Here is a 19,242-nt window from a genome sequence, read left to right on the forward strand (position 1 = left end):
GAAACCACGACAGCCACCCGACCCCCGGGGTGCCGGCCCAGTCCAGCCGGCCCGCGCGCGAGCGCGGAAGCCCCGGGGGTCGCTTCATGTCCGGCGAAGCCGGAACGGGCGTCCAGCCGGCGAAGCCGGAACGGGCGTCCAGCCGGCGAAGCCGGAACGGACGTCCAGCCAGCGGAGGATGCGGTGTCCATGCGTGAGCTGATGGTCCTGGGTACGGCCAGCCAGGCCCCGACCCGCCGGCGCAACCACAACGGGTACCTGCTGCGCTGGGACGACGAGGTGATCCTCTTCGATCCGGGCGAGGGCAGCCAGCGCCAGATGCTGCACACCGGGGTCACCGCCACCGACCTGACCCGGATCTGCGTCACCCACTTCCACGGCGACCACTGCCTCGGGCTGCCCGGCATGATCCAGCGGCTCTCCCTGGACCGGGTGCCACGCCCGGTGGCCGTGCACTTCCCCGCCGGCGGCGCCGACTACTTCGCCCGGCTGCGCCACGCGTCGAGCTTCCACGAGACCGCCGAACTGGCCGTCCAGCCGATCGACGCCGACGGGCAGCGGATCGTGCTGGGCATCGGCACGCTGGAGGCCCGCCGGCTGCGGCACCCCGTCGAGACCTACGGCTACCGCCTGGTCGAGCCGGACGGCTGCCGGCTGCTCCCGGAGCGGCTGTCCGCGTACGGCATCGCCGGTCCGGCGGTGGGGCGACTGCTCCGCGAGGGCCACCTGGACCTCGACGGGCGCCGCGTCACCCGGGACGAGGTGAGCGTCACCCGGCCGGGGCAGCGGTTCGCGTTCGTCATGGACACCGGGCTCTGCGACGGGGTGTACGCGCTGGCCGAGCACGCCGACCTGCTCGTCATCGAGTCGACGTTCCTGGCGTCGGAGGCCGCGCTCGCCGCCGAGGTCGGTCACCTCACCGCGGGCCAGGCCGCGCGGGTGGCGGCCGAGTCGGGGGTACGCACCCTCGTGCTCACCCACTTCTCCCAGCGGTACGCCGACCCGCGCCGGTTCCACGACGAGGCCCGGGAACACTTCGCCGGGGAGTTGGTGATCGCCGAGGACCTGGAGACGGTGGCGGTCCCGCCGCGACGGGTACCGTCGCCCTAGTGACCGTCTCCCTACGCCCCGCGACCGAGGCCGACCTGATGGCGGTCGGCGCCCTGCACCAGCGTTCCCGGGTGGCGGCGTACGCGTCGTTCCTGCCGCCGGAGTCCCTGGCCGACCCCACCCCCGAGGCGATGGGCCACTACTGGGTGGAACGGCTCACCTGGGAGGGCGCCGACCACCGGATGACCGTGGTCGAGCGGGACGGGCGGCTGGTGGGCTTCAGCTACCTGGGCCCGGACGACGAGGGTGACCCGGCGACCGGCCTGCTCAACGCCATCCACCTGGACCCGGACGAGCGGGGCCGGGGCACCGGGCGGGCGCTCATGGTCGATGCGTTGGACGCGATGCGGGCCCGGGGCTGGACCCGGGCCGCGCTCTGGGTGCTGCACGACAACGCCTCCGCGCGCCGCTTCTACGAGCGCGGCGGCTGGCGGCCCACCGGCCTGCGCCGCACCGACCGCATCGGCTCCGCCCTCGTTCCCCAGCTCCGCTACGCCCGTGAGGTGTGAGGAGGCGCCCCCTGTTAACGCATTCGGTATAGGCGGGCCCCTTCCTATCCGCCAGGCGTTGAGAAGGGGCCCGCCTTACACGTCAGTGGGCGCCGAGGTGGGCCAGCAGGTCCTGGCGGGTGAGCACGCCCTTCGGCTTGCCGTCGACCAGCACGAGCGCCGCGTCGGCCTTCCCCAGCAGCCCGACCGCCTCGCTGACCGGCTGCCCACCACCGATCATCGGCAGCGGCTCGCCCATGTGCCGCTCGATCGTGTCGTGCAGGTGGGCCTGGCCGGTGAAGAGCGCGTCGAGCAGGTCCCGCTCGGCGATCGAGCCGGCCACCTCGCCGGTCACCACCGGCGGCTCGGCCTTGAGCACCGGGAGCTGGGAGACGCCGTACTCGCGCATGTAGTCGATGGCGTCGCGGACCGTCTCGGTCGGGTGGACGTGCACCAGCTCGGGCAGGCCGCCCGGCTTGCCGGCGAGCGCGTCCGCCACGGTCGGCTCGGTGCCCGAGTCGTCGAGGAAGCCGTACCGGGCCATCCACCGGTCGTTGAAGATCTTCGACAGGTAGCCCCGGCCGCCGTCCGGCAGCAGCACCACGACCACGTCGTCCGGCCCGGCCTTGCGGGCCACCTCCAGCGCGCCCACCACGGCCATGCCGCAGGAGCCGCCGACCAGCAGCCCTTCCTCGCGGGCCAGCCGGCGGGTCATCTCGAAGGACTGCTTGTCCGACACCTCGACGATCTCGTCGGCGATCGAGCGGTCGTACGTCTCCGGCCAGAAGTCCTCACCGACGCCCTCGACCAGGTAGGGCCGGCCGGTGCCGCCGGAGTAGACCGAGCCCTCCGGGTCCGCGCCGACGACCTTGACCCGACCCTCGGACGCCTCCTTGAGGTAGCGGCCGATGCCGGAGATGGTGCCGCCGGTGCCGACGCCGGTGACGAAGTGGGTGATCTTCCCCTCGGTCTGCCGCCACAGCTCCGGGCCGGTGGTCTCGTAGTGCGAGCGCGGGTTGGCCGGGTTGCTGTACTGGTCGGGCTTCCACGCGCCGGGGATCTCCCGGGCCAGCCGGTCGGAGACGTTGTAGTAGGAGCGCGGGTCCTCGGGCGCGACGGCGGTCGGGCAGACCACCACCTCGGCGCCGTACGCCCGCAGCACGTCCTGCTTGTCCTGGCTGACCTTGTCCGGGCAGACGAAGACGCAGCGGTAGCCCCTGAGCTGGGCCACCAGGGCCAGGCCGACGCCGGTGTTGCCGCTGGTCGGCTCCACGATCGTGCCGCCCGGGCCGAGGATGCCCGCCTTCTCGGCGTCCTCCACCATCCGCAGCGCGATCCGGTCCTTGACCGAGCCGCCGGGGTTGACGTATTCCACCTTCGCCAGCACGGTCGCCTGGATGCCCTCGGTGACGTTGCGCAGGCGGACCAGCGGGGTGTTGCCGATCAGCTCGACGACGTTGTCGTAGTACTGCACCTCGTTGTGCCCTTCGTCGCGCCGCCGGCACCTCCGGCGGCCGGTCAGCCGGTATCGCCGCCCAGCGTACGTGCCGTCAGGGCGCCACATGCCCCGGGATGACGGAGCTGCGGCGTGCCTCCCACTCCAGGAACCGTTCGGTCTCGGCGAGCACGCTGCCGGCCAGCCAGGTGACCATGACCGCGTCGTCGGCCAGTCCGAAGATCGCCAGCGGGATCTCCGGCAGCAGGTCGATCGGGGAGACGACGTACGCCGCCGCCCCGGCCATGAGCGCCAGTCGCAGCCCGCCGTCGTACTCCCCGCGGCCGGTGGCCCGGATCATCCGGGGCAGCGCGGCCAACCGGGCGCCGAGCGACGGCCCGCTGCGTGCCCCGGCCGCCAGTGCCCGGGCCAGCGCGGCGAACGCGGCGCTTCGCTTCAACGTCTTCCCCATGATTCCGCCCTTCTCCGCCCGACCAGGGTGCGCCACCGGGGCAAGCCCGCGTCCGCATCCCCACAGGTACCCAGAACGGCCGTCGCCCAGCCACCCGATCACGGCGGGCGGGGGTCGTACCGGCGCGATACTGTCGGCTCATGGGGGACGCTGGTTCCGTCGCGCCGGCCCGCCGGCAGCGCGCCTGGCGGATCGCCCGCCTCGCGGCGATCGGCACGGGCGCCACGGTGGCGGCCACGGCCGCCACCGGCGGGGTGCTGCTCGGCCAGGCCCGGCAGGCCCGCCGCACCATCCCGATGGCCGAGGCGCCGCCGCCCCGCTGCGACGGCGTCTACGGCGCGCGGTTCCCCGGCCCGCCGGTCACCGTGGTCATCCTGGGTGACTCCTCGGCCGCCGGCTACGGCGTGCATCGGCGCCGCGAGACGCCCGGCTCGCTGCTGGCCACCGGGCTGTCCCGGCGACTGCACCGGCCGGTCCGGCTGCACCGGTTCGCCGTGGTGGGCGCCCTGTCGGCCGGTCTGAAGCCGCAGGTCGAGTCCGCGTTGGAGGTCACGCCGGACGTCGCCGTGGTGCTGGTGGGCGGCAACGACGTCACCAACCGCACCCCGCCGGCGGTGGCCGTGCGCTATCTGGTCGACGCGGTCCGCACGCTGCGCGCCGCCGGCTGCGAGGTGGTCGTCGGCACCTGCCCCGACCTGGGCACGATCCGGCCGATCCAGCCGCCGCTGCGGTGGCTGGCCCGGCGCTGGAGCCGCCAGTTGGCCGCCGCCCAGACGGTGGCCGTGGTGGAGGCGGGCGGCCGGACGGTCTCCCTGGGCGACCTGCTGGGGCCGCGGTTCGCCGCCGAGCCGGGCCGGATGTTCGCCTGGGACCGTTTCCACCCCTCCGGGGAGGGTTACGCCATGGCCGCCGCGGCGCTGCTGCCCACCGTGCTCTCCGCGCTGGGGGCGGTGCCCGAACGCGGGCCTTCGCTCGCCGGGCTGGAAGGCGTACGGTCGCTCCCGGAGGCCGCCCACGCGGCGGCCCGGCACGCCGGCACGGAGGTCAGCGGCGCCCAGCTCCGGGGGCGCGACCGCGGGCCCGGCGGACGGTGGGCCCAGCTGCGCCGGCGGGCCTTCTTCGGCGTCGGCGCGGTGCCCCCGACCGGCACCGCCGCCGACTCGGCCACGCTGGAGGGAACGGCATGAGCGAGCGCAGCGTCGGACACCGGGAGGTGATGGCATGAGCGGGCAGCACGAGGCGGCGCGGTGGGGCCGGGCCGCGGCCCTGTCGCTGCTGGCCGGCACGGTGGGTGGCGCGGCGGTCCTCGCCGGCCAGGCCATCGCCGCCCGCAGCCGCGAGTACGCGCAGCCCGAGCTGGGGCTCGTGCTGCGGGCCACGGTCGGCCGGGCCGACGCGCCGCCGCTGCGGCTGGTGCTGCTCGGCGACTCGTCGGCGCTCGGGGTGGGCGTGGACCGCTTCGAGGAGACCATCGGCGGACAGCTCGCCCACCTGCTCGCCGAGGGGCCGACCGGCCGGCGGGTGCACCTGTCCAGCGTCGGCGTCTCCGGGTCCCGCGCCACCGATTTGGCCACCCAGGTGGCCCGGGCGCTGCTCGGCGAGCGGCCCGACGTGGCGGTGATCCTGATCGGGGCGAACGACGCCACCGCGCTGAGCCGGCCGGCCGACGCGGCGGCCTATCTCGGCTCGGCGATCCGCCGGCTGCGTGAAGCCCATGTCGAGGTCGTCGTGGGCACCTGTCCCGACCTCGGCGCGGTACGCGCGGTCGCCGCCCCGCTGCGCCAGGTGCTCGGCTGGTCCGGGCGGCGGATGGCGCGGGCCCAGACGGTGGCCGTGCTCGACGCCGGGGGCACCGTGGTCGACCTGGGCACCGAGACCGGCCCGGTGTTCCGGGCCGACGCCGGCACGCTCTGCCATGACGGTTTCCACCCGTCCGCCGACGGCTACCGGGTCTGGGCGCACGCCCTGCTCCCGGCGGTCGAGGCGGCCGCCGCGGTCGCGTTCCGGCACCACCGCCGGCCGCCGGCGGGGTGACATTTCCCGCCCGGCGCGTGACTTCACGGGATGTTACCCGCGGGTTAACGTTGGTTCATGCCGATTGAGTCGCCCCGCGACGCCGTCATCGTCGCCACCGCCCGGTCCCCCATCGGCCGCGCGTTCAAGGGTTCCCTGCGCGAGGTACGCCCGGACGACCTCGCCGCCACCATCGTCCAGGCCGCCCTCGACAAGGTCCCGGCGCTCGATCCGACCACCATCGACGACCTCTACCTCGGGTGCGGCCTGCCCGGTGGCGAGCAGGGCTTCAACATGGCCCGGGTGGTCGCCACCCTGCTGGGCCTGGACGGGCTGCCCGGCGCCACGCTGACCCGCTACTGCGCCTCCTCGCTGCAGACCACCCGGATGGCGATGCACGCGATCCGGGCCGGCGAGGGCGACGTGTTCGTCTCCGCCGGCGTGGAGATGGTCTCCCGGTACGCCCGGGGTAACTCGGACACCCTGCCGCCGGAGGCGCAGGCGCTGGTCGGCGGCGGCTGGGAGAACCCGCGCTTCGCCGAGGCGCGCGAACGGTCGAAGGCCCGCGCGCAGGCCGGCGCCGAGGTGTGGACCGACCCGCGGGAGTCCGGCGAGCTGCCGGACGTCTACCTCGCCATGGGTCAGACCGCGGAGAACCTGGCCCAGGTGCACGACGTCACCCGCGAGGACATGGACGCGTTCGGCGTCCGCAGCCAGAACCTGGCCGAGAAGGCGATCGCGGACGGCTTCTGGGCCCGCGAGATCACCCCGGTCACCACGCCGGACGGCACGGTGGTCGGCACCGATGACGGCCCGCGTCCCGGGGTGACCCTGGAGGCGGTGTCCGGGCTCAAGCCGGTGTTCCGTCCGGACGGCCGGATCACCGCCGGCAACTGCTGCCCGTTGAACGACGGCGCCGCGGCCGTGGTGATCATGAGCGCGGAACGGGCTTCCGAGCTGGGGCTCACCCCGCTGGCCCGGATCGTCTCCACCGGCGTCACCGCGCTCTCCCCGGAGATCATGGGCCTGGGCCCGGTCGAGGCGTCGAAGCAGGCGCTGAAGCGGGCCGGCATGACCATCGACGACGTCGACCTGGTGGAGATCAACGAGGCGTTCGCCGCCCAGGTGATCCCCTCGTACCGGCAGCTCGGCATCCCGGAGGAGAAGCTGAACGTGATGGGCGGCGCGATCGCGGTCGGCCACCCGTTCGGCATGACCGGCGCCCGGATCACCGGCACCCTGCTCAACGCGCTGGAGTGGCACGACCGGACCATCGGTCTGGAGACCATGTGCGTCGGCGGCGGCCAGGGCATGGCCATGGTGCTCGAACGGCTCAGCTGAGGTCGATTCACCCCCCGGGGAACCGGGTATCGGCAGCGGCATGGGGACCGTCGTGGAACGCGAGCGCAAGTACGCCGGCGACGAGGGTTTCCGGCTGCCCGACCTGACCGGGTGCGGTGGCGTCGTGACCATGTCCGACGCCACCGCCTCGGATCTCGACGCCGTCTACTGGGACACCGAGGACCTACGCCTGCTGCGGAGCGGGCACGCGTTGCGGCGGCGTACCGGCGGGCACGACGCGGGCTGGCACCTGAAGGTGGGCGCGGTCGGCGGGGCCCGGGTCGAGCACCAGTTCCCGGCCGGGGCCGCCGAGGCCGGTCCACCGCCGGAGCTGGTCGCGTTGATCCGCGGCGCGTCCCGGGGCCGGCCCGTGGCCCCGGCGGCCCGGATCGTCAACCACCGCCGGGAGCGGCGACTGCTGGACGCGGACGGCCGGGTGCTGGCCGAGGTAGCCGAGGACGACGTGCGCTCCGAGGACCTGGTCGACGGCGCCGCGCGGACCTGGCACGAGGTCGAGGTCGAGCTGGTCGACGGCGACGAGGAGCTGCTCGACGCGGTGACCGACCGGCTGGCCGGGGCCGGCGCCCGGGAGGTGCCGGTCAGCAAGTCCCACCGCGCGGTCGCGGAGCGCCTGGCCGGATTCGACGACGGCCCGCCGGCCGGGCCGGCCGTCGGGTACGCCCGGGAGCAGCGGGACGCGATCGTCGGCAACCACGCCGCGGCGTACCAGGGAAACGAGGACGCGGTCCACGACATGCGCGTCGCGCTCCGCCGACTGCGGGCCACCCTGCGCACGTTCCGCGGCCTGTGGGACCGGCGGGAGAGCGAGGCGGTCCGCGCCGAGCTGCGGTGGCTCGGCGGCGAACTGGGCCGGGTACGCGACATCCAGGTGATGGCCGCCCGGCTCGACACGGCGGTGCATGAACTCCCGGCCGAGCTGGTGCTCGGCCCGGTCCCCGCGCGGCTCGGCGAGCGATTCGCCGCCGACCTGGCCCGGTCGACGGCCGCGCTGCGGGCGGCCCTGGACGCCGACCGCTACCCCGACCTGTTGATCCGCCTGGACCGGCTGGTCGACGCCCCGACCGGAGAGGTCGACCGCCGCTGGGTGGACCGCCGGATCCGGCGTGCGGTGCGCCGGGCCGACGACCGGCTGGACGCGGCGCTCGCCGTCGGCGGGCCGGCCGGGGACGTCGCGCTGCACGAGGCGCGCAAGAAGTACAAGGCGGCCCGGTACGCGGTCGAGGTCCGCGAACCGGCCGTGGGCCGGCCGGCCGCCCGGCTGGTCAAGCGACTCAAGACGCTCCAGGACCTGCTCGGCACCCACCAGGACTCGGTGGTGACCCGGGAGGTGCTGCGCCGGCAGGCCCTCCAGGCGTACGCCGAGGGCGAGAACGCGTTCACCTACGGCGTGCTGCACGCCCGCCAGGCCGAGGCCGCCGGTCACGACCTGCCGGCGGTCATCCGGGCGCGGGACCGGGCCCGGCGCCGCAAGGTACGCCGCTGGCTGAGGCGCTGACCGCCCGACCGTCGTCGGCTTCTCCCTCGCCAGCACCGGCGACCGCGACGCCGCTGAGGGATGCCCCGACACGCAGGCCGCCGGAACCGCGACCGCGGAGCGGGCATCGGAGCGGGCACCACGGAAGCGGGCACCGCAGGGACGGGCGTCTGGTCGAGAGCCGTGGTCAGAGGGCGGAGCGGGTGCGGGTCACCGCCTCGACGACGCCGGCCAGCACGGGCTCCGGCGGGGCGGCCAGGGTCAGGTCGGCGGCGACCACCCGGAGCTGGTCGGGCAGCGCCAGGTCGCTGGGGAGCCGGGGCACCTCCCGGCGCGGCTCACCGGCCACGTCGGCGGCCAGGTTGGCGATCTCCTGAACCAGCTTGTGCACCAGGTCCGCCCGGGACACGTTGCTTCCCTCGGCCGGCGCGGACCAGCGTGGCTGCTGCCAGTGCCCGACCTGCCGCACCAGCAGGGTCACCGCCCGGTCCAGTTCCGCTGCGCTCATCACCGCCGAGTCTACGGGGGAAACGGCGACGCCCGCCGCCGCGGATGCGGCAGGCGGGCGTCGGCGGCGGAGCGGGTCAGTCGTCGCCCTGGAAGTAGCTGAGCAGCCGCAGGATCTCCAGGTAGAGCCAGACCAGGCCGACCACGATGCCGAACGCGGCCGTCCAGGCGTAGCGCTGCGGGAGCCCCATCCGGACCCCCTCCTCGATCTGCGCGAAGTTGAGCACGAAGCTCAGCGACGCCACCACGATGCAGACCAGGCTGAAGCCGATCGCGAGCGGGCTGCCGTCGCGCAGGTGCGTGTTCACGCCGAACAGCGACAGCACCAGGTTGACCAGCATGACGCCGAACAGGCCGGCGATGATCGCCACCATGATCCGGGCGAACTTCGGGGTGGCCCGGATGATCCGCGCCTTGTAGATCATCGCCATCAGGAAGAAGACGCCGAAGCTGGCGGCCACCGCCTGGAGCACGATGCCGTCGTAGAGCGACTCGAACGCCTTGCTGACCATGCCGACGAAGACGCCCTCGACGATCGAGTACGCCACCACGAGCGCCGGGTTGGCCATCCGGGAGAACGAGATGATCAGGCCGAGCGCCAGGCCGACCACCGCGGCGCCGATCCAGGCGACGCCGACCAGGGAGTCCGGCACGAGCACCCAGGCCGCCGCGGCCGAGACGCCGAGCAGGCCGAGCATGAGGACCGTCTTGACGACCACGTCGTCGATGGTCATCGGGGTCACCGCGGGCGGGGCCGCCGGCTGGCCGTAAGCGCCCGGGTAGGGCTGCTGCGGCGGGTACTGCTGGGGGTATCCGGGCTGACCGTACGGCCCGGGCTGGGCGTACCCGGTCGCCCGCTCACGCTCGGCCGCCTGGCCGAGCCGGGCGAGCACCGGGTTCGTGGACTTCACTTCTCAGGCCTCCCTCAGGGGGTCGTTCGCACGTAGACGTGCGTCTCCAGGGTAGACGGGGCGAACAGACCGCGTGCGGCGCGAAGCTGTGGGAAAGCTGAGAGTTCAGGTGCCCGGGGCGGGGGTCGAACCCGCACGCCTTTCGGCAGCCGCTTTTAAGGCGGCCGTGTCTGCCGTTCCACCACCCGGGCGGGTGACACCGGCGCGTCGACACGCGGCGGTGCAGATCTCACCGTAGCGGCTGCGCCGCGCTCCGGCGTACCCCGTCGGGTGCGGCCGATAGGGTCGAGGCCGTGACCAGCGCCGCCCGCGCGGACCCCGGGCCCGACCGTGACCAGGCGGTCCGCCCCGCGCCGGTGGTCGCCACCGCGCGGGCGGCCCGGCTGTGGGCCGCCGTCCGCCGGCACCGCGCGGACCTGCTGGTCGGGTTGCTGTTCGTGGCGTTCGCCGGCTGGCTCACCCGCGGGCTGTGGCCGACGCCGGGCACCAGGATGCTCGCCCTCAACCCCGCCGACCAGACGCTCTACGAGTGGTTCCTGGCGCTCGACGCACGGGCGTTGCGCGGCGAACTCGGCCTGGTCACCGACCGGCTCAACGCGCCCGACGGGGTCAACCTGATGGCCAACACCTCGGTCCTCGCGCTCGGTGTGCTGCTCGCGCCGGTCACCCTGACGTTCGGGGCCCCGGTCACGTTCGCCCTGCTGGTCGCCGGCAACCTGGCCGGCACCGCGGTCGCCTGGTACCTGCTGTTCACCCGGACGCTGCGCGCCCACCGGCTGGCCGCCGGACTCGGCGCGGCGCTCTGCGGCTTCGGGCCGGGCATGGTCTCGCAGAGCAACGGCCACCTGCACATGACCGCGCAGTGGCTGGTCCCGGCGCTGGTCTGGCTGGTGGTCCGGCTGCTGCGCGCGGCCGACCCGGCCGGCCGGGCGGCCGGCCCGGACCGCCGCCGGATGGCATCCTCGGCGGTCGGGCTGGCCGCCACCGTCACCGTCGGCGTCTTCGTCGGCGAGGAGGTGCTCTTCCTCACCGCGCTCACCCTGGCGGTGATGGCCGTCGGGTACGGGCTGGCCGAACGCGACCTGGCCCGCCGGGCGCTGCCCGGCTTCGCCGGCGGGCTGCTCGGTGCCGCCGGGCTGGCGCTGCTGGTGCTGGCGTACCCGCTCTGGGTCCAGTTCGCCGGGCCGCAGGGCGTCGCGGACGGGATGTTCCCGGCGGCCTACTTCTCCGCCGACCTGGCCGGCTGGGTTCGGCTCTCCGCGCTGACGGTGTTCGGCAGCCCGGACTCGGTCCGGCTGACCACCGGCCCGGCCGAGTTCACCACGTTCCTGGGCTGGCCGCTGCTGCTGGTGGCGGCCGGCTGCGCGGTCCGGTCGGGGCGACGTCCGCTGGTGCTCGCCACCGTGGCCGGGGCGCTCGTCATGGCCGCGCTCGCGCTCGGCCCCGAGGTCGTGGCCGGCGGGGAGCGCACCGGCGTACCCGGCCCGTACGCGCTGCTGGACGGCCTGCCGGTGGTGGACGGCGCGCTGCCGACCCGCTTCGCCCTGGCGGTGCTGCCGCTGGTGGGCACCGTGCTCACGCTCGCCGTGCACCGGGCGCTGCGCGAGCCGGGTCCGGCCCGCCGGCTGGTGCCGTTCACGGTCGGCGCCGCACTGCTCAGCGTCTTCCCCACGCCGCTGCCCACCATCGACCGGCCACCGCTGCCCGACTTCGTCACCGGTGGTCAATGGCGGCAGTGCGTACGCCCAGGCGGGGTGCTGGTGCCGGTGCCCACGGCCACCCCGCAGCAGCCCGGACCGATGCGCTGGGCCACCGCCACCGGGGTCGAGTTCGGCATGCCGGAGGGCTTCTTCATCGGCCCGTACGGCCGCGCCGGCTCGGCCACCATGGGCACCTGGCAGCGCCCCACCTCGGTCCTGCTCGCCGACGTGGCCCGGCGGGGTGTGGCGCCGGCGGTCGGCGACCGGCAGCGCCGCCAGGCCGCCCGGGACGTCGACGCCTGGGGCGCGTCCTGCGTCGCGCTGACCGACGACGCCCCGCACGCGCAACCGCTGCGACGCACCCTGGAGGCGCTCTTCGGGCCGGGAACCCGGATCGCCGACGCGTGGACCTGGCGCTTCTGACCCCGGGCAGGGCTCAGACGCGCGTCGCGCCGACCGGCGGGGCGGATGCCTCGGAGAACTCCTCACGCGGGTCGTGCAGCTGGCCCAGGGCGACCACCTCACGCTTGAGGAAGAACGCCAGCGACCAGTCGACCACCACCCGGACCTTGCGGTTGAACGAGGGGATCCGCGACATGTGGTACGTCCGGTGCATGAACCACGCCGGCCAGCCGGTCATCTTGATGCCGTAGACCTGCGCCACGCCCTTGTGCAGGCCGAGGCTGGCCACGCTGCCCGCGTGCTTGTGCTTGTAGTCGACCGGCTCACGCCCGCGGACCACGTTGACGATGTTGTCGGCCATCCGGGCCGCCTGCCGCACCGCGTGCTGGGCGCTCGGCGAGCAGAAGTTGCCCGGCTCCTTGGTCAGGTCCGGCACGGCCGCGCAGTCACCGGCGCTCCAGGCGCCCTCGACCACCCGGTCGCCGTCCACGACCTGCAACGTCGGCCGGCAGGTGACCCGGCGCCGCTCGTCGCGCGGGAGGTCGGTCGCGTCCAGCATCGGCGACGGCTTCACGCCGGCGGTCCAGACGATGGTGTCGGAGGGGAAGCTGTCGCCGTCGGAGAGCTTCACCACCCCGTCGACGCAGGACTCCAGCCGGGTGTCCAACCGGATGTCCATGTTCCGCTTCATCAGCTGCTGCACGGTGTAGGCGCCCATGTCCCGGTCGACCTCGGGCAGCACCCGCTGGGTCGCCTCGACCAGCACCCAGCGCATCTCCTCCGGCTTCAGCTCGGGGTAGTAGCGAAGCGCGTCGTGGGCCATGTCCTCCATCTCCGCGAGCGCCTCGATGCCGGCGTAGCCACCACCGACGAAGGTGAACGTCAGCGCGCGGCTTCGGACCTCCGGGTCGGTCGTGGCGGCCGCCACGTCGAGCCGGTCCAGCACGTGGTTGCGCAGGAAGATGGCCTCGCCGATGGTCTTGAACCCGATGCCGTTCTCGTGCAGGCCGGGGATCGGCAGGGTGCGGGAGACCGAGCCGGGGGCGACCACCACGTGGTCGTACGGGATCTCCCGGGCCGGGCCGCTGATCGGCTGCACCACGGCGGTCTTCCGCCCGTGTTCGATCCGGGTGACCGTGCCGGCCACCACGGTGCACTTCCGCAACTCCCGCCGCAGCGGCACCACAGCGTGCCGGGGGGAGATGTTGCCGGCCGCAGCCTCCGGGAGGAACGGCTGGTACGTCATGTGCGGCTGCGGGTCGACGACGACCACCTCGGCCTCACGGGAGTTCAGCTTCTTGGACAGGCGCAGAGCGGCGTACAGGCCGACGTGCCCGGCACCCACGACAAGGATCCGTTTCGGATTCACATCGTCCATCTTTCCCCGGGCGGCTCCGGTAATACCGCGCGAGACCCCCTTCTGTGACGGAGCACAACCCGTGTGACCTGCGCAACGCCCCGCCACGTCCCGTCATCTGCGACGCAGCAGCCACCCGAGGAGCGCGCTCAGGCCCACCGCGACCAACAGCCCTACCACGGTCGCCGCCTGCGAACCGTCGGTGCCGCCGATCCCGCCGAGCCAGGCCAGCACGATGCCGAGCACGGCGCTGGCCAGCACCACCCCGCCGGCGCGGGCCAGCCACCGCAGCACCAGGTCCGGGTCGATCAGCCCGTCGTACGGCAGCAGCGCGGCGAGCGCGCAGAGCGTGTGCGCCAGGTAGAGCAGCGTGGCCACGGCGAGCAGCCGCCACAGCGCCGGCGGCCGGTCGTAGCCGAGCGTGGCCAGCAGCCAGCCGGCGACCGTCACCAGCGCGGCGAAGGTCGGCCAGATCCGGCGCGGCCCGACCGCCGGCAGCACCGCGACCACCGTCAGGGCCAGCAGCGCCCGCGGGGCCAGGAACTGCACCGGGTACGCGAGCAGCAGGCCGGCCAGCACGACCAGGAAGATGCCGCCGCGCACCAGCAGCGGCAGCGCGCTGACCCGCGCGGCCCGGAACCGCAGCCCCCGAACCCGCTCGACCACGGCGTTCATCGGGCCCCCACCCTGGGCGCCGTGGCCAGGCGGGACACGTCCCGCAGCACCTCGTCCAGGCTGCCCGCGCCGTCCCAGCGCACCACCGGCACCCCGTGCTCCCGGAGCTGGCCGATCATCGTGTCCCGGTCCAGCCGCCACAGCCGGTACGCCACCTCGGCCCAACCCCGGTCCTTCGGCACCGGCAGCTCGGCCGGCAGCGTGTCCACCGCCACCACGAACCGCCCACCGCGGGCCAGCCGGGCCAACATCTGCGCCGAACGCTCGTCCAGCAACGGGGTGAGCACCACCACCAGCGCGTCCGAGGAGAGCACCTGCGGGCCGAACACCTGGTCGTACGGCTCGTGCGGGGAGGCGTCGGCGTGCACGTCCAGCAGCCACTCCAGCACGGTGAGGTACTGGCGGCGACCGGTGGCCGGGCGCAGCCGTCGGGCGGCCGGACCGTACTCCAGCAGCGCCACCCGGTCACCCCGGTGCAGGTAGTGCTCGGCGATCGCGGCGGCGGCCCGGACCGTGGTGTCGAGCACGGACGCCGGCCCGCGTACGCCGCCGGAGCGGCCCGCCTCGGCCAGCACGTCCAGCAGCACCACGACCTCGGCGTCCCGGTCGGAGAGGGTGGCCGCGACGTGCAGTTGGCGGGCCCGCAACGACACCCGCCAGTCGATCCGGCGCAGCCGGTCCCCGGGCGCGAAGACGCGTACCCCGGCCAGCTCGCCGCCCTCCCCCGGGCGCCGCGACCGGTGGCCGCCGACCAGCCCGGCGGCCCGGGGCATCGCCTCGACCGCGTCGAACGGCTCGGTGCGCGGGTAGACCCGGGCCCGGATCGAATCGGTGATCACGGCCCGGGACACCAGCAGCCCGTCGGCGGCGGCGACCCGGACGCCGGCCGGGCCGAACGGGTGCCGGCCCCAGCGCAACGCGGTGCCGGTCAGCTCCAGGTCGACGGCGGCGCCCGGGGGCACCGAGGTGACGAACGGCCGGTCCGCGCCGCCGGAGCGGCTCACGTCCAGCCCGGCGCCGCCGAAACCGACCTGCTCCACCCGCAGCCAGTGCGACATCCGGGTCCGCACCACCGCCAGGTCGTACCCGATCTGGTCCGGGTTGGCCACCGCCACCGCGGCGGCCATCGGCGACCCCTCGACCAGGTGGGTGTCGGTGACGCTCAACTCCAGCTCGGGCTGCGCGGCCGGGCGGCGGCGCAGCCCGTACGCGGTGCCCAGCGCGAACGGCGTGGCCAGCACCACCAGATCGATCCGGCCGAGCAGCACGGCCGCGACGACCAGCACGCCGGTGAGCAGCACGGCCCGGCCGAGCGCCCAGGTGGGCGTCCAGCCGCCCGCCGGCTCGGCCCGCGCGTCCATCAGCGCCCGGCGGCGTAGCTGGGCAGCGCGCCGCTGGCCGGCGCGGGCGTCGACTCGAGCACCTCGCCGACCACGAACGACGGGTCCACCCGGCGCAGCCACATCTCCGGCCGCAGGGTGACCCGGTGCGCCAGCGCGGGCGCCGCCACCGCCTTCACGTCCTCCGGCACCACGTAGTCCCGGTTGGCGAGCACCGCCCGCACCCGGGACAGCAGCAGCAGCGCCAGCGAACCGCGCGGCGACGCGCCGACCAGCACGGACGGGTGTTCCCGGGTGGCCGCGGTGAGCGCCACGATGTAGCGGCCGATCGAGTCCTCGACGACCACGTCCTCCAGCGCGGCCTGCATGGCGCGCACCGTGCCGGCGTCCACCACCGGCTTGATCTCGGCCTCCTCACGGCGGCGGGCGATGCGCCGGCGCAGCACCTCCCACTCCTCGTCGTGGTCGGGATAGCCGAAGGAGACGCGCAGCAGGAACCGGTCGAGCTGCGCCTCGGGCAGCGGGTAGGTGCCCTCGTACTCGATCGGGTTGGCGGTGGCCAGCACGTGGAACGGCTCGTCCAGCCGGTAGGTCACGCCCTCCACCGAGACCTGCTTCTCCTGCATCGCCTCCAGCAACGCCGACTGGGTCTTCGGCGGCGTCCGGTTGATCTCGTCGGCGAGCAGCAGGTTGGTGAAGAGCGGGCCGGCGCGGAAGGAGAAGTCGCCGCTGCTCTGGTCGTAGAGGAAGGAGCCGGTGACGTCGGCGGGCAACAGGTCCGGGGTGAACTGGAGCCGGCGGAAGTCCAGCCCGAGCGCCTGCGCGAAGCAGCGCGCGGTGAGCGTCTTGCCCAGGCCGGGCAGGTCCTCCAGCAGCACGTGACCGCCGGCGAGGATGCCGGCCAGCACGAGTTCCAGCGCCTCCCGCTTGCCGACCACGACGGTGCCGACCGCGTCCAGGACGGCCCGGGCGAGCCGGCCCACCTCGGCGGGGGGCATGCTCCGGTCCACGTCGTTCATCAGAGTTTCTCCAGTTCGGCGACGATCGCCGCGAGGTCGCGCGGCGTCGGAGGGCGGCGGACGGGGGTGCCGAGGAACGTCCAGAGCGGCTCGCCCAGCAGGGCGCGGGCGCGCGCCGGGTCGGACTCGCGGGTCACGCCGTGCCGCTGGCGCAGCCGCTCGTCGGCCAGCTCGCCCAGGCGGGGCAGCACCCGCGAGGTGAACCGCTCCCGGTTGTCGGCGCACCAGTCGAGCGGCCGTTCCCAGCCGTTGATCGCGGTCCGCAGCGCGTCCCGCGCGGACCAGTTCCAGGTGCCGGGCTCCTCCCCGGCGGGGGCCCGGGCGCCGGCGCGGGGCGGCGGCGGGGGCGAGAGCGCGGCGGTGACCCGGCGTACGGCGAGCACGGCGAGCACGCCCGCCACGATGATCCAGATCGGCACCCGCAGGCCGACGGCGCGCAGGCCGACCAGGATCACCGCCACGACGGCGGCGGTGACCAGCACGGTACGCAGCAGCGCCCGGGCCCGACCGCCGGACGGCCGTTCGGCTCCGCCGGTGGGCTCCTCGCCGGAGGTGAGCAGATCGTCGATGCTGGTGCTCATGTGGGGTTGGCCTCCCCCGCCGCCACGCTGGTCAGCTCGCCGCGCAGCCGGCGCAGCGCCGCCCGGGCCTGGTCGCGGGTGCGTTCGTCGACGTCCCGGGTGGCGTAGCGGGCCTCCCGGTAGACGTGCGCGAACCCGTCCAGCACGTCGGCGCTGGCGATCGCCGGGATGCCGGCCTCGGGGTCGCCGCGCAGCAGTCGACCGACCAGGTCGGTGGGGGTGTCACCGGTCTGCCGAGGGACACCGGCGTCCTCCGCGGCCTCCTCCAGCCGGACCCAGCAGGCGATCACCGCGGTCCGCGGGTCGGTGGCGCGGTCGTCCAGCTCCTCCAGCCCGGCGTCCAGGGCGGCCACCACCTCGCGGGCGGTGCCCTCGGCGGTACGCCGGGTGCGCCGGGCGGGCACCGCGCGGGTGGTCCGGCGCAGCGCGCCGCGTACCACGTTGAACATCACGTAGCCGACGGCGCCCAGCACGACCGCGAAGAGCAGCGCCACGGCGGCGGTGGCCAGCCAGTCGGGCACACCACCCGAAGTGGACTCGGCGGCCCCCCGTGGTTCGGCCGGGATCGAGGGCGGCGCCTCGGACGGATAGTCCGGCACGTACGGGATGGTGTCCGCCGCGGGTGGGATCCGGCTGGCCCCGATGGCGGAGTGACCGGCGGCGAGCGCGGCGACCGCGAGCAGCGCCGCCACCGCTACGACCGGCCACCACCTGCGCAGTACGCCGAAAACCATCCCACCGCCTCAGGTGTTGCTCAGTCCACCCCGGCCAGCTGTTTCGCCCGGGTGAACACGTCGTCCAGCATCGAGGGCGTGAGCCGGCCGGTGAAGGTGTTCTGCTGGCTGACGTGATAGCAGCCGAGCAACGCCGGCACGGACTCGCCGGACCAGTGTGCCCCATGACCGAACACCGGTCGCGGTGTGGGCGGGCGCTGTCCGTACACCTGCCGTAGCACCGGCCACCACGCGGCCCAGGCGAACGCGCCCAGCGCGACCACCACGCGCAGCGTGGGGCGTACCAGTTCGACCTCGCGGTGCACCCACGGCGCGCAGGTGTCCCGCTCGGCCGGGGTGGGTTTGTTGTCCGGCGGCGCACAGCGCACGGCGGCGAAGATCCGGGTGTCCCGCAGCGTGAGGCCGTCGTCGGCGGCGACGCTGGTGGGCTGGTTGGCCAGCCCGGCCCGGTGCAACGCGGCGAAGAGCACGTCGCCGGAGCGGTCCCCGGTGAAGATCCGGCCGGTGCGGTTGCCGCCGTGCGCGGCCGGCGCCAGGCCGAGGATCGCGATCCGCGCGTCCGGCGGGCCGAGGCCCGGCACCGGCCGTCCCCAGTAGTGCTGGTCGCGGAACGCGGCCCGCTTGACCCGGGCCACCTCCTCCCGCCAGGCGACCAGGCGCGGGCACGCGAAGCAGTCGCTGACCGCGCCGTCGAGGTCGGCCAGGTCGGTCGCCCGCGCCGCGCGGGCGACCACCTCCGCCGGGGTACGTGACTCAGCCAAGCTTGGCCCGGAACAGTTCAAGCGTGCGGGCCCACGCGGTGGCGGCGGCACGCTGGTCGAAGTGCTCCGGCCGGTCCTCGTTGAAGAACGCGTGCGCGGTGCCCGGGTAGTCGAACGTCTGGCAGATGCCGCCGGCGGCCTCGATGGACCGGCAGACGCTCTGCACCCCGTCGGCGGCGGAGAGGCCGTCCGCCTCGGAGCAGTGGATGAGCGACGCCTTCCCGGCGTAGCCGGCCCAGCCGTTGGCCATGCCCTCCCAGGGCAGGCGCGGGTAGAAGGCGGCGGTGGCGACGATCCGCTCGGAGAACGTGCCGGACCACAGGGCCAGGCTGGCGCCCGCGCAGAACCCGGCGCAGCCCACCTTGCCGGCTACCTCGGGCCGGTTCGCCAGGTATTCGGCGGCGGCCGCGATGTCGCTGGCCGCCTCGTCCATCTGGGCGCTGTTCAACATCTGCCGGGGCTCGGTCGGCTTGACGGCCGGCCCGCCGTGGCGGAAGTCGGGCGCGAGGGCGACGAAGCCGGCCTCGGCGAAGCGGTCGACCACGGCCCGCACGTGGGGCACCAGACCCCACCAGTCCTGGATGACGATGACCGCCGGGCTGGCCACACCGCCGGAGGGTATCGCGAGATACCCCTCGCTCGTCCCCCCGTTGCCGGTGAAGCTCACCATCTCGCCCATGGGCCGTCCTCCTAGCGGTCAGTCAACGTTGGCTGGTCGCACAGTTGGCTGTTACGTGCCGGTAGCGTGCCATGCGGTCACCGGCCCGGGGAAGACGGAAGAACAGTGGCATTCACCTCCTGTGGATCCACCCGGGTGGGAGGGCCTTCCGCGACTACGCGGCGGCTGTTCGTCGAGACGCCTGTCGAGCTGATGTCGTTGACGACTCAACTCGACAGGCGT

At 74.6% G+C, this 19,242-nt stretch carries 18 protein-coding genes, 1 tRNA gene and 1 pseudogene; 7 read left to right on the forward strand and 13 right to left on the reverse strand.

Going from position 1 to position 19,242, the window contains the following annotated elements:
* The first annotated feature begins 183 nt into the window (after positions 1 to 183).
* Complete coding sequence (locus tag ACGFI2_RS03535) at positions 184 to 1,110, forward strand: ribonuclease Z (protein WP_393509923.1); 927 nt, start codon at positions 184 to 186, stop codon at positions 1,108 to 1,110.
* A complete protein-coding gene (locus tag ACGFI2_RS03540) occupies positions 1,110 to 1,619 on the forward strand; it encodes a GNAT family N-acetyltransferase (protein ID WP_393509926.1) in 510 nt (169 codons plus the stop codon). The genes ACGFI2_RS03535 and ACGFI2_RS03540 overlap by 1 nt, the downstream gene beginning before the upstream one ends.
* A gap of 82 nt (positions 1,620 to 1,701) precedes the next feature.
* Here ACGFI2_RS03540 and ACGFI2_RS03545 read toward each other — a convergent pair whose 3' ends face one another.
* Entirely contained in the window at positions 1,702 to 3,072 is a 1,371-nt protein-coding gene (locus ACGFI2_RS03545; protein WP_393509929.1) for a cystathionine beta-synthase, read from the reverse strand.
* 76 nt (positions 3,073 to 3,148) lie between these two features.
* Positions 3,149 to 3,505: a YkvA family protein gene (locus ACGFI2_RS03550; RefSeq protein WP_393509932.1), complete on the reverse strand. Its 357-nt coding sequence runs from the start codon at positions 3,503 to 3,505 to the stop codon at positions 3,149 to 3,151.
* A gap of 140 nt (positions 3,506 to 3,645) precedes the next feature.
* On the opposite strand from ACGFI2_RS03550, the pseudogene ACGFI2_RS03555 reads away from it, so the two are divergent.
* The 4 genes and pseudogenes from ACGFI2_RS03555 (at position 3,646) to ACGFI2_RS03570 (ending at position 8,375) form a co-directional block, all read left to right on the forward strand.
* Positions 3,646 to 4,730, forward strand: a pseudogene (locus ACGFI2_RS03555) (SGNH/GDSL hydrolase family protein).
* Positions 4,727 to 5,539: an SGNH/GDSL hydrolase family protein gene (locus ACGFI2_RS03560; protein ID WP_393509935.1), complete on the forward strand. Its 813-nt coding sequence runs from the start codon at positions 4,727 to 4,729 to the stop codon at positions 5,537 to 5,539. The pseudogene ACGFI2_RS03555 and the gene ACGFI2_RS03560 overlap by 4 nt, the downstream one beginning before the upstream one ends.
* 57 nt (positions 5,540 to 5,596) lie before the next feature.
* On the forward strand, positions 5,597 to 6,859 hold the full coding sequence (locus ACGFI2_RS03565; protein ID WP_393509938.1) for an acetyl-CoA C-acetyltransferase: 1,263 nt from the start codon (positions 5,597 to 5,599) through the stop codon (positions 6,857 to 6,859).
* Between the two features lie 40 nt (positions 6,860 to 6,899).
* Positions 6,900 to 8,375, forward strand: coding sequence for a CHAD domain-containing protein (locus ACGFI2_RS03570; protein ID WP_393509941.1), 1,476 nt, complete (start codon positions 6,900 to 6,902; stop codon positions 8,373 to 8,375).
* 166 nt (positions 8,376 to 8,541) lie between these two features.
* Here the strand turns inward: ACGFI2_RS03570 and ACGFI2_RS03575 are convergent, their stop codons facing one another.
* The 3 genes from ACGFI2_RS03575 to ACGFI2_RS03585 form a co-directional block, all read right to left on the reverse strand.
* On the reverse strand, positions 8,542 to 8,862 hold the full coding sequence (locus ACGFI2_RS03575; RefSeq protein ID WP_393509944.1) for a hypothetical protein: 321 nt from the start codon (positions 8,860 to 8,862) through the stop codon (positions 8,542 to 8,544).
* A 76-nt stretch (positions 8,863 to 8,938) separates the two neighbouring features.
* Positions 8,939 to 9,772: a Bax inhibitor-1/YccA family protein gene (locus ACGFI2_RS03580; RefSeq protein WP_393509947.1), complete on the reverse strand. Its 834-nt coding sequence runs from the start codon at positions 9,770 to 9,772 to the stop codon at positions 8,939 to 8,941.
* Between the two features lie 110 nt (positions 9,773 to 9,882).
* Positions 9,883 to 9,963: transfer RNA gene (locus ACGFI2_RS03585), tRNA-Leu, on the reverse strand.
* A gap of 102 nt (positions 9,964 to 10,065) precedes the next feature.
* Between ACGFI2_RS03585 and ACGFI2_RS03590 the strand changes: the two genes are divergently transcribed.
* Positions 10,066 to 11,895, forward strand: a complete 1,830-nt coding sequence (locus ACGFI2_RS03590) for a hypothetical protein (protein WP_393509950.1) — start codon at positions 10,066 to 10,068, stop codon at positions 11,893 to 11,895.
* A 13-nt stretch (positions 11,896 to 11,908) separates the two neighbouring features.
* Here ACGFI2_RS03590 and ACGFI2_RS03595 read toward each other — a convergent pair whose 3' ends face one another.
* From ACGFI2_RS03595 to ACGFI2_RS03630, 8 genes are all read right to left on the reverse strand, one after another.
* Positions 11,909 to 13,243, reverse strand: a complete 1,335-nt coding sequence (locus tag ACGFI2_RS03595; RefSeq protein ID WP_393509953.1) for an NAD(P)/FAD-dependent oxidoreductase — start codon at positions 13,241 to 13,243, stop codon at positions 11,909 to 11,911.
* A 102-nt stretch (positions 13,244 to 13,345) separates the two neighbouring features.
* Complete coding sequence (locus ACGFI2_RS03600) at positions 13,346 to 13,906, reverse strand: hypothetical protein (protein ID WP_393509956.1); 561 nt, start codon at positions 13,904 to 13,906, stop codon at positions 13,346 to 13,348.
* Positions 13,903 to 15,267, reverse strand: coding sequence for a DUF58 domain-containing protein (locus tag ACGFI2_RS03605; RefSeq protein ID WP_393509958.1), 1,365 nt, complete (start codon positions 15,265 to 15,267; stop codon positions 13,903 to 13,905). The genes ACGFI2_RS03600 and ACGFI2_RS03605 overlap by 4 nt, the downstream gene beginning before the upstream one ends.
* On the reverse strand, positions 15,267 to 16,265 hold the full coding sequence (locus ACGFI2_RS03610; RefSeq protein ID WP_393509961.1) for an AAA family ATPase: 999 nt from the start codon (positions 16,263 to 16,265) through the stop codon (positions 15,267 to 15,269). Before ACGFI2_RS03610 ends, ACGFI2_RS03605 begins: the two co-directional genes overlap by 1 nt.
* Positions 16,265 to 16,846, reverse strand: a complete 582-nt coding sequence (locus ACGFI2_RS03615) for a hypothetical protein (protein WP_393509963.1) — start codon at positions 16,844 to 16,846, stop codon at positions 16,265 to 16,267. The genes ACGFI2_RS03610 and ACGFI2_RS03615 overlap by 1 nt, the downstream gene beginning before the upstream one ends.
* Positions 16,843 to 17,580 (reverse strand): DUF4129 domain-containing protein, encoded by a 738-nt coding sequence (locus ACGFI2_RS03620; RefSeq protein WP_393509966.1) that lies wholly within the window; start codon positions 17,578 to 17,580, stop codon positions 16,843 to 16,845. The genes ACGFI2_RS03615 and ACGFI2_RS03620 overlap by 4 nt, the downstream gene beginning before the upstream one ends.
* 20 nt (positions 17,581 to 17,600) lie before the next feature.
* Positions 17,601 to 18,314 (reverse strand): uracil-DNA glycosylase, encoded by a 714-nt coding sequence (locus ACGFI2_RS03625; RefSeq protein WP_393510089.1) that lies wholly within the window; start codon positions 18,312 to 18,314, stop codon positions 17,601 to 17,603.
* A gap of 19 nt (positions 18,315 to 18,333) precedes the next feature.
* Positions 18,334 to 19,020, reverse strand: coding sequence for a dienelactone hydrolase family protein (locus ACGFI2_RS03630; protein WP_393509969.1), 687 nt, complete (start codon positions 19,018 to 19,020; stop codon positions 18,334 to 18,336).
* Positions 19,021 to 19,242 lie beyond the last annotated feature (222 nt).

Origin of the sequence: Micromonospora sp. NPDC049282, from assembly GCF_043197045.1 — a bacterium.
In the GTDB taxonomy this organism is placed as follows: domain Bacteria; phylum Actinomycetota; class Actinomycetes; order Mycobacteriales; family Micromonosporaceae; genus Micromonospora.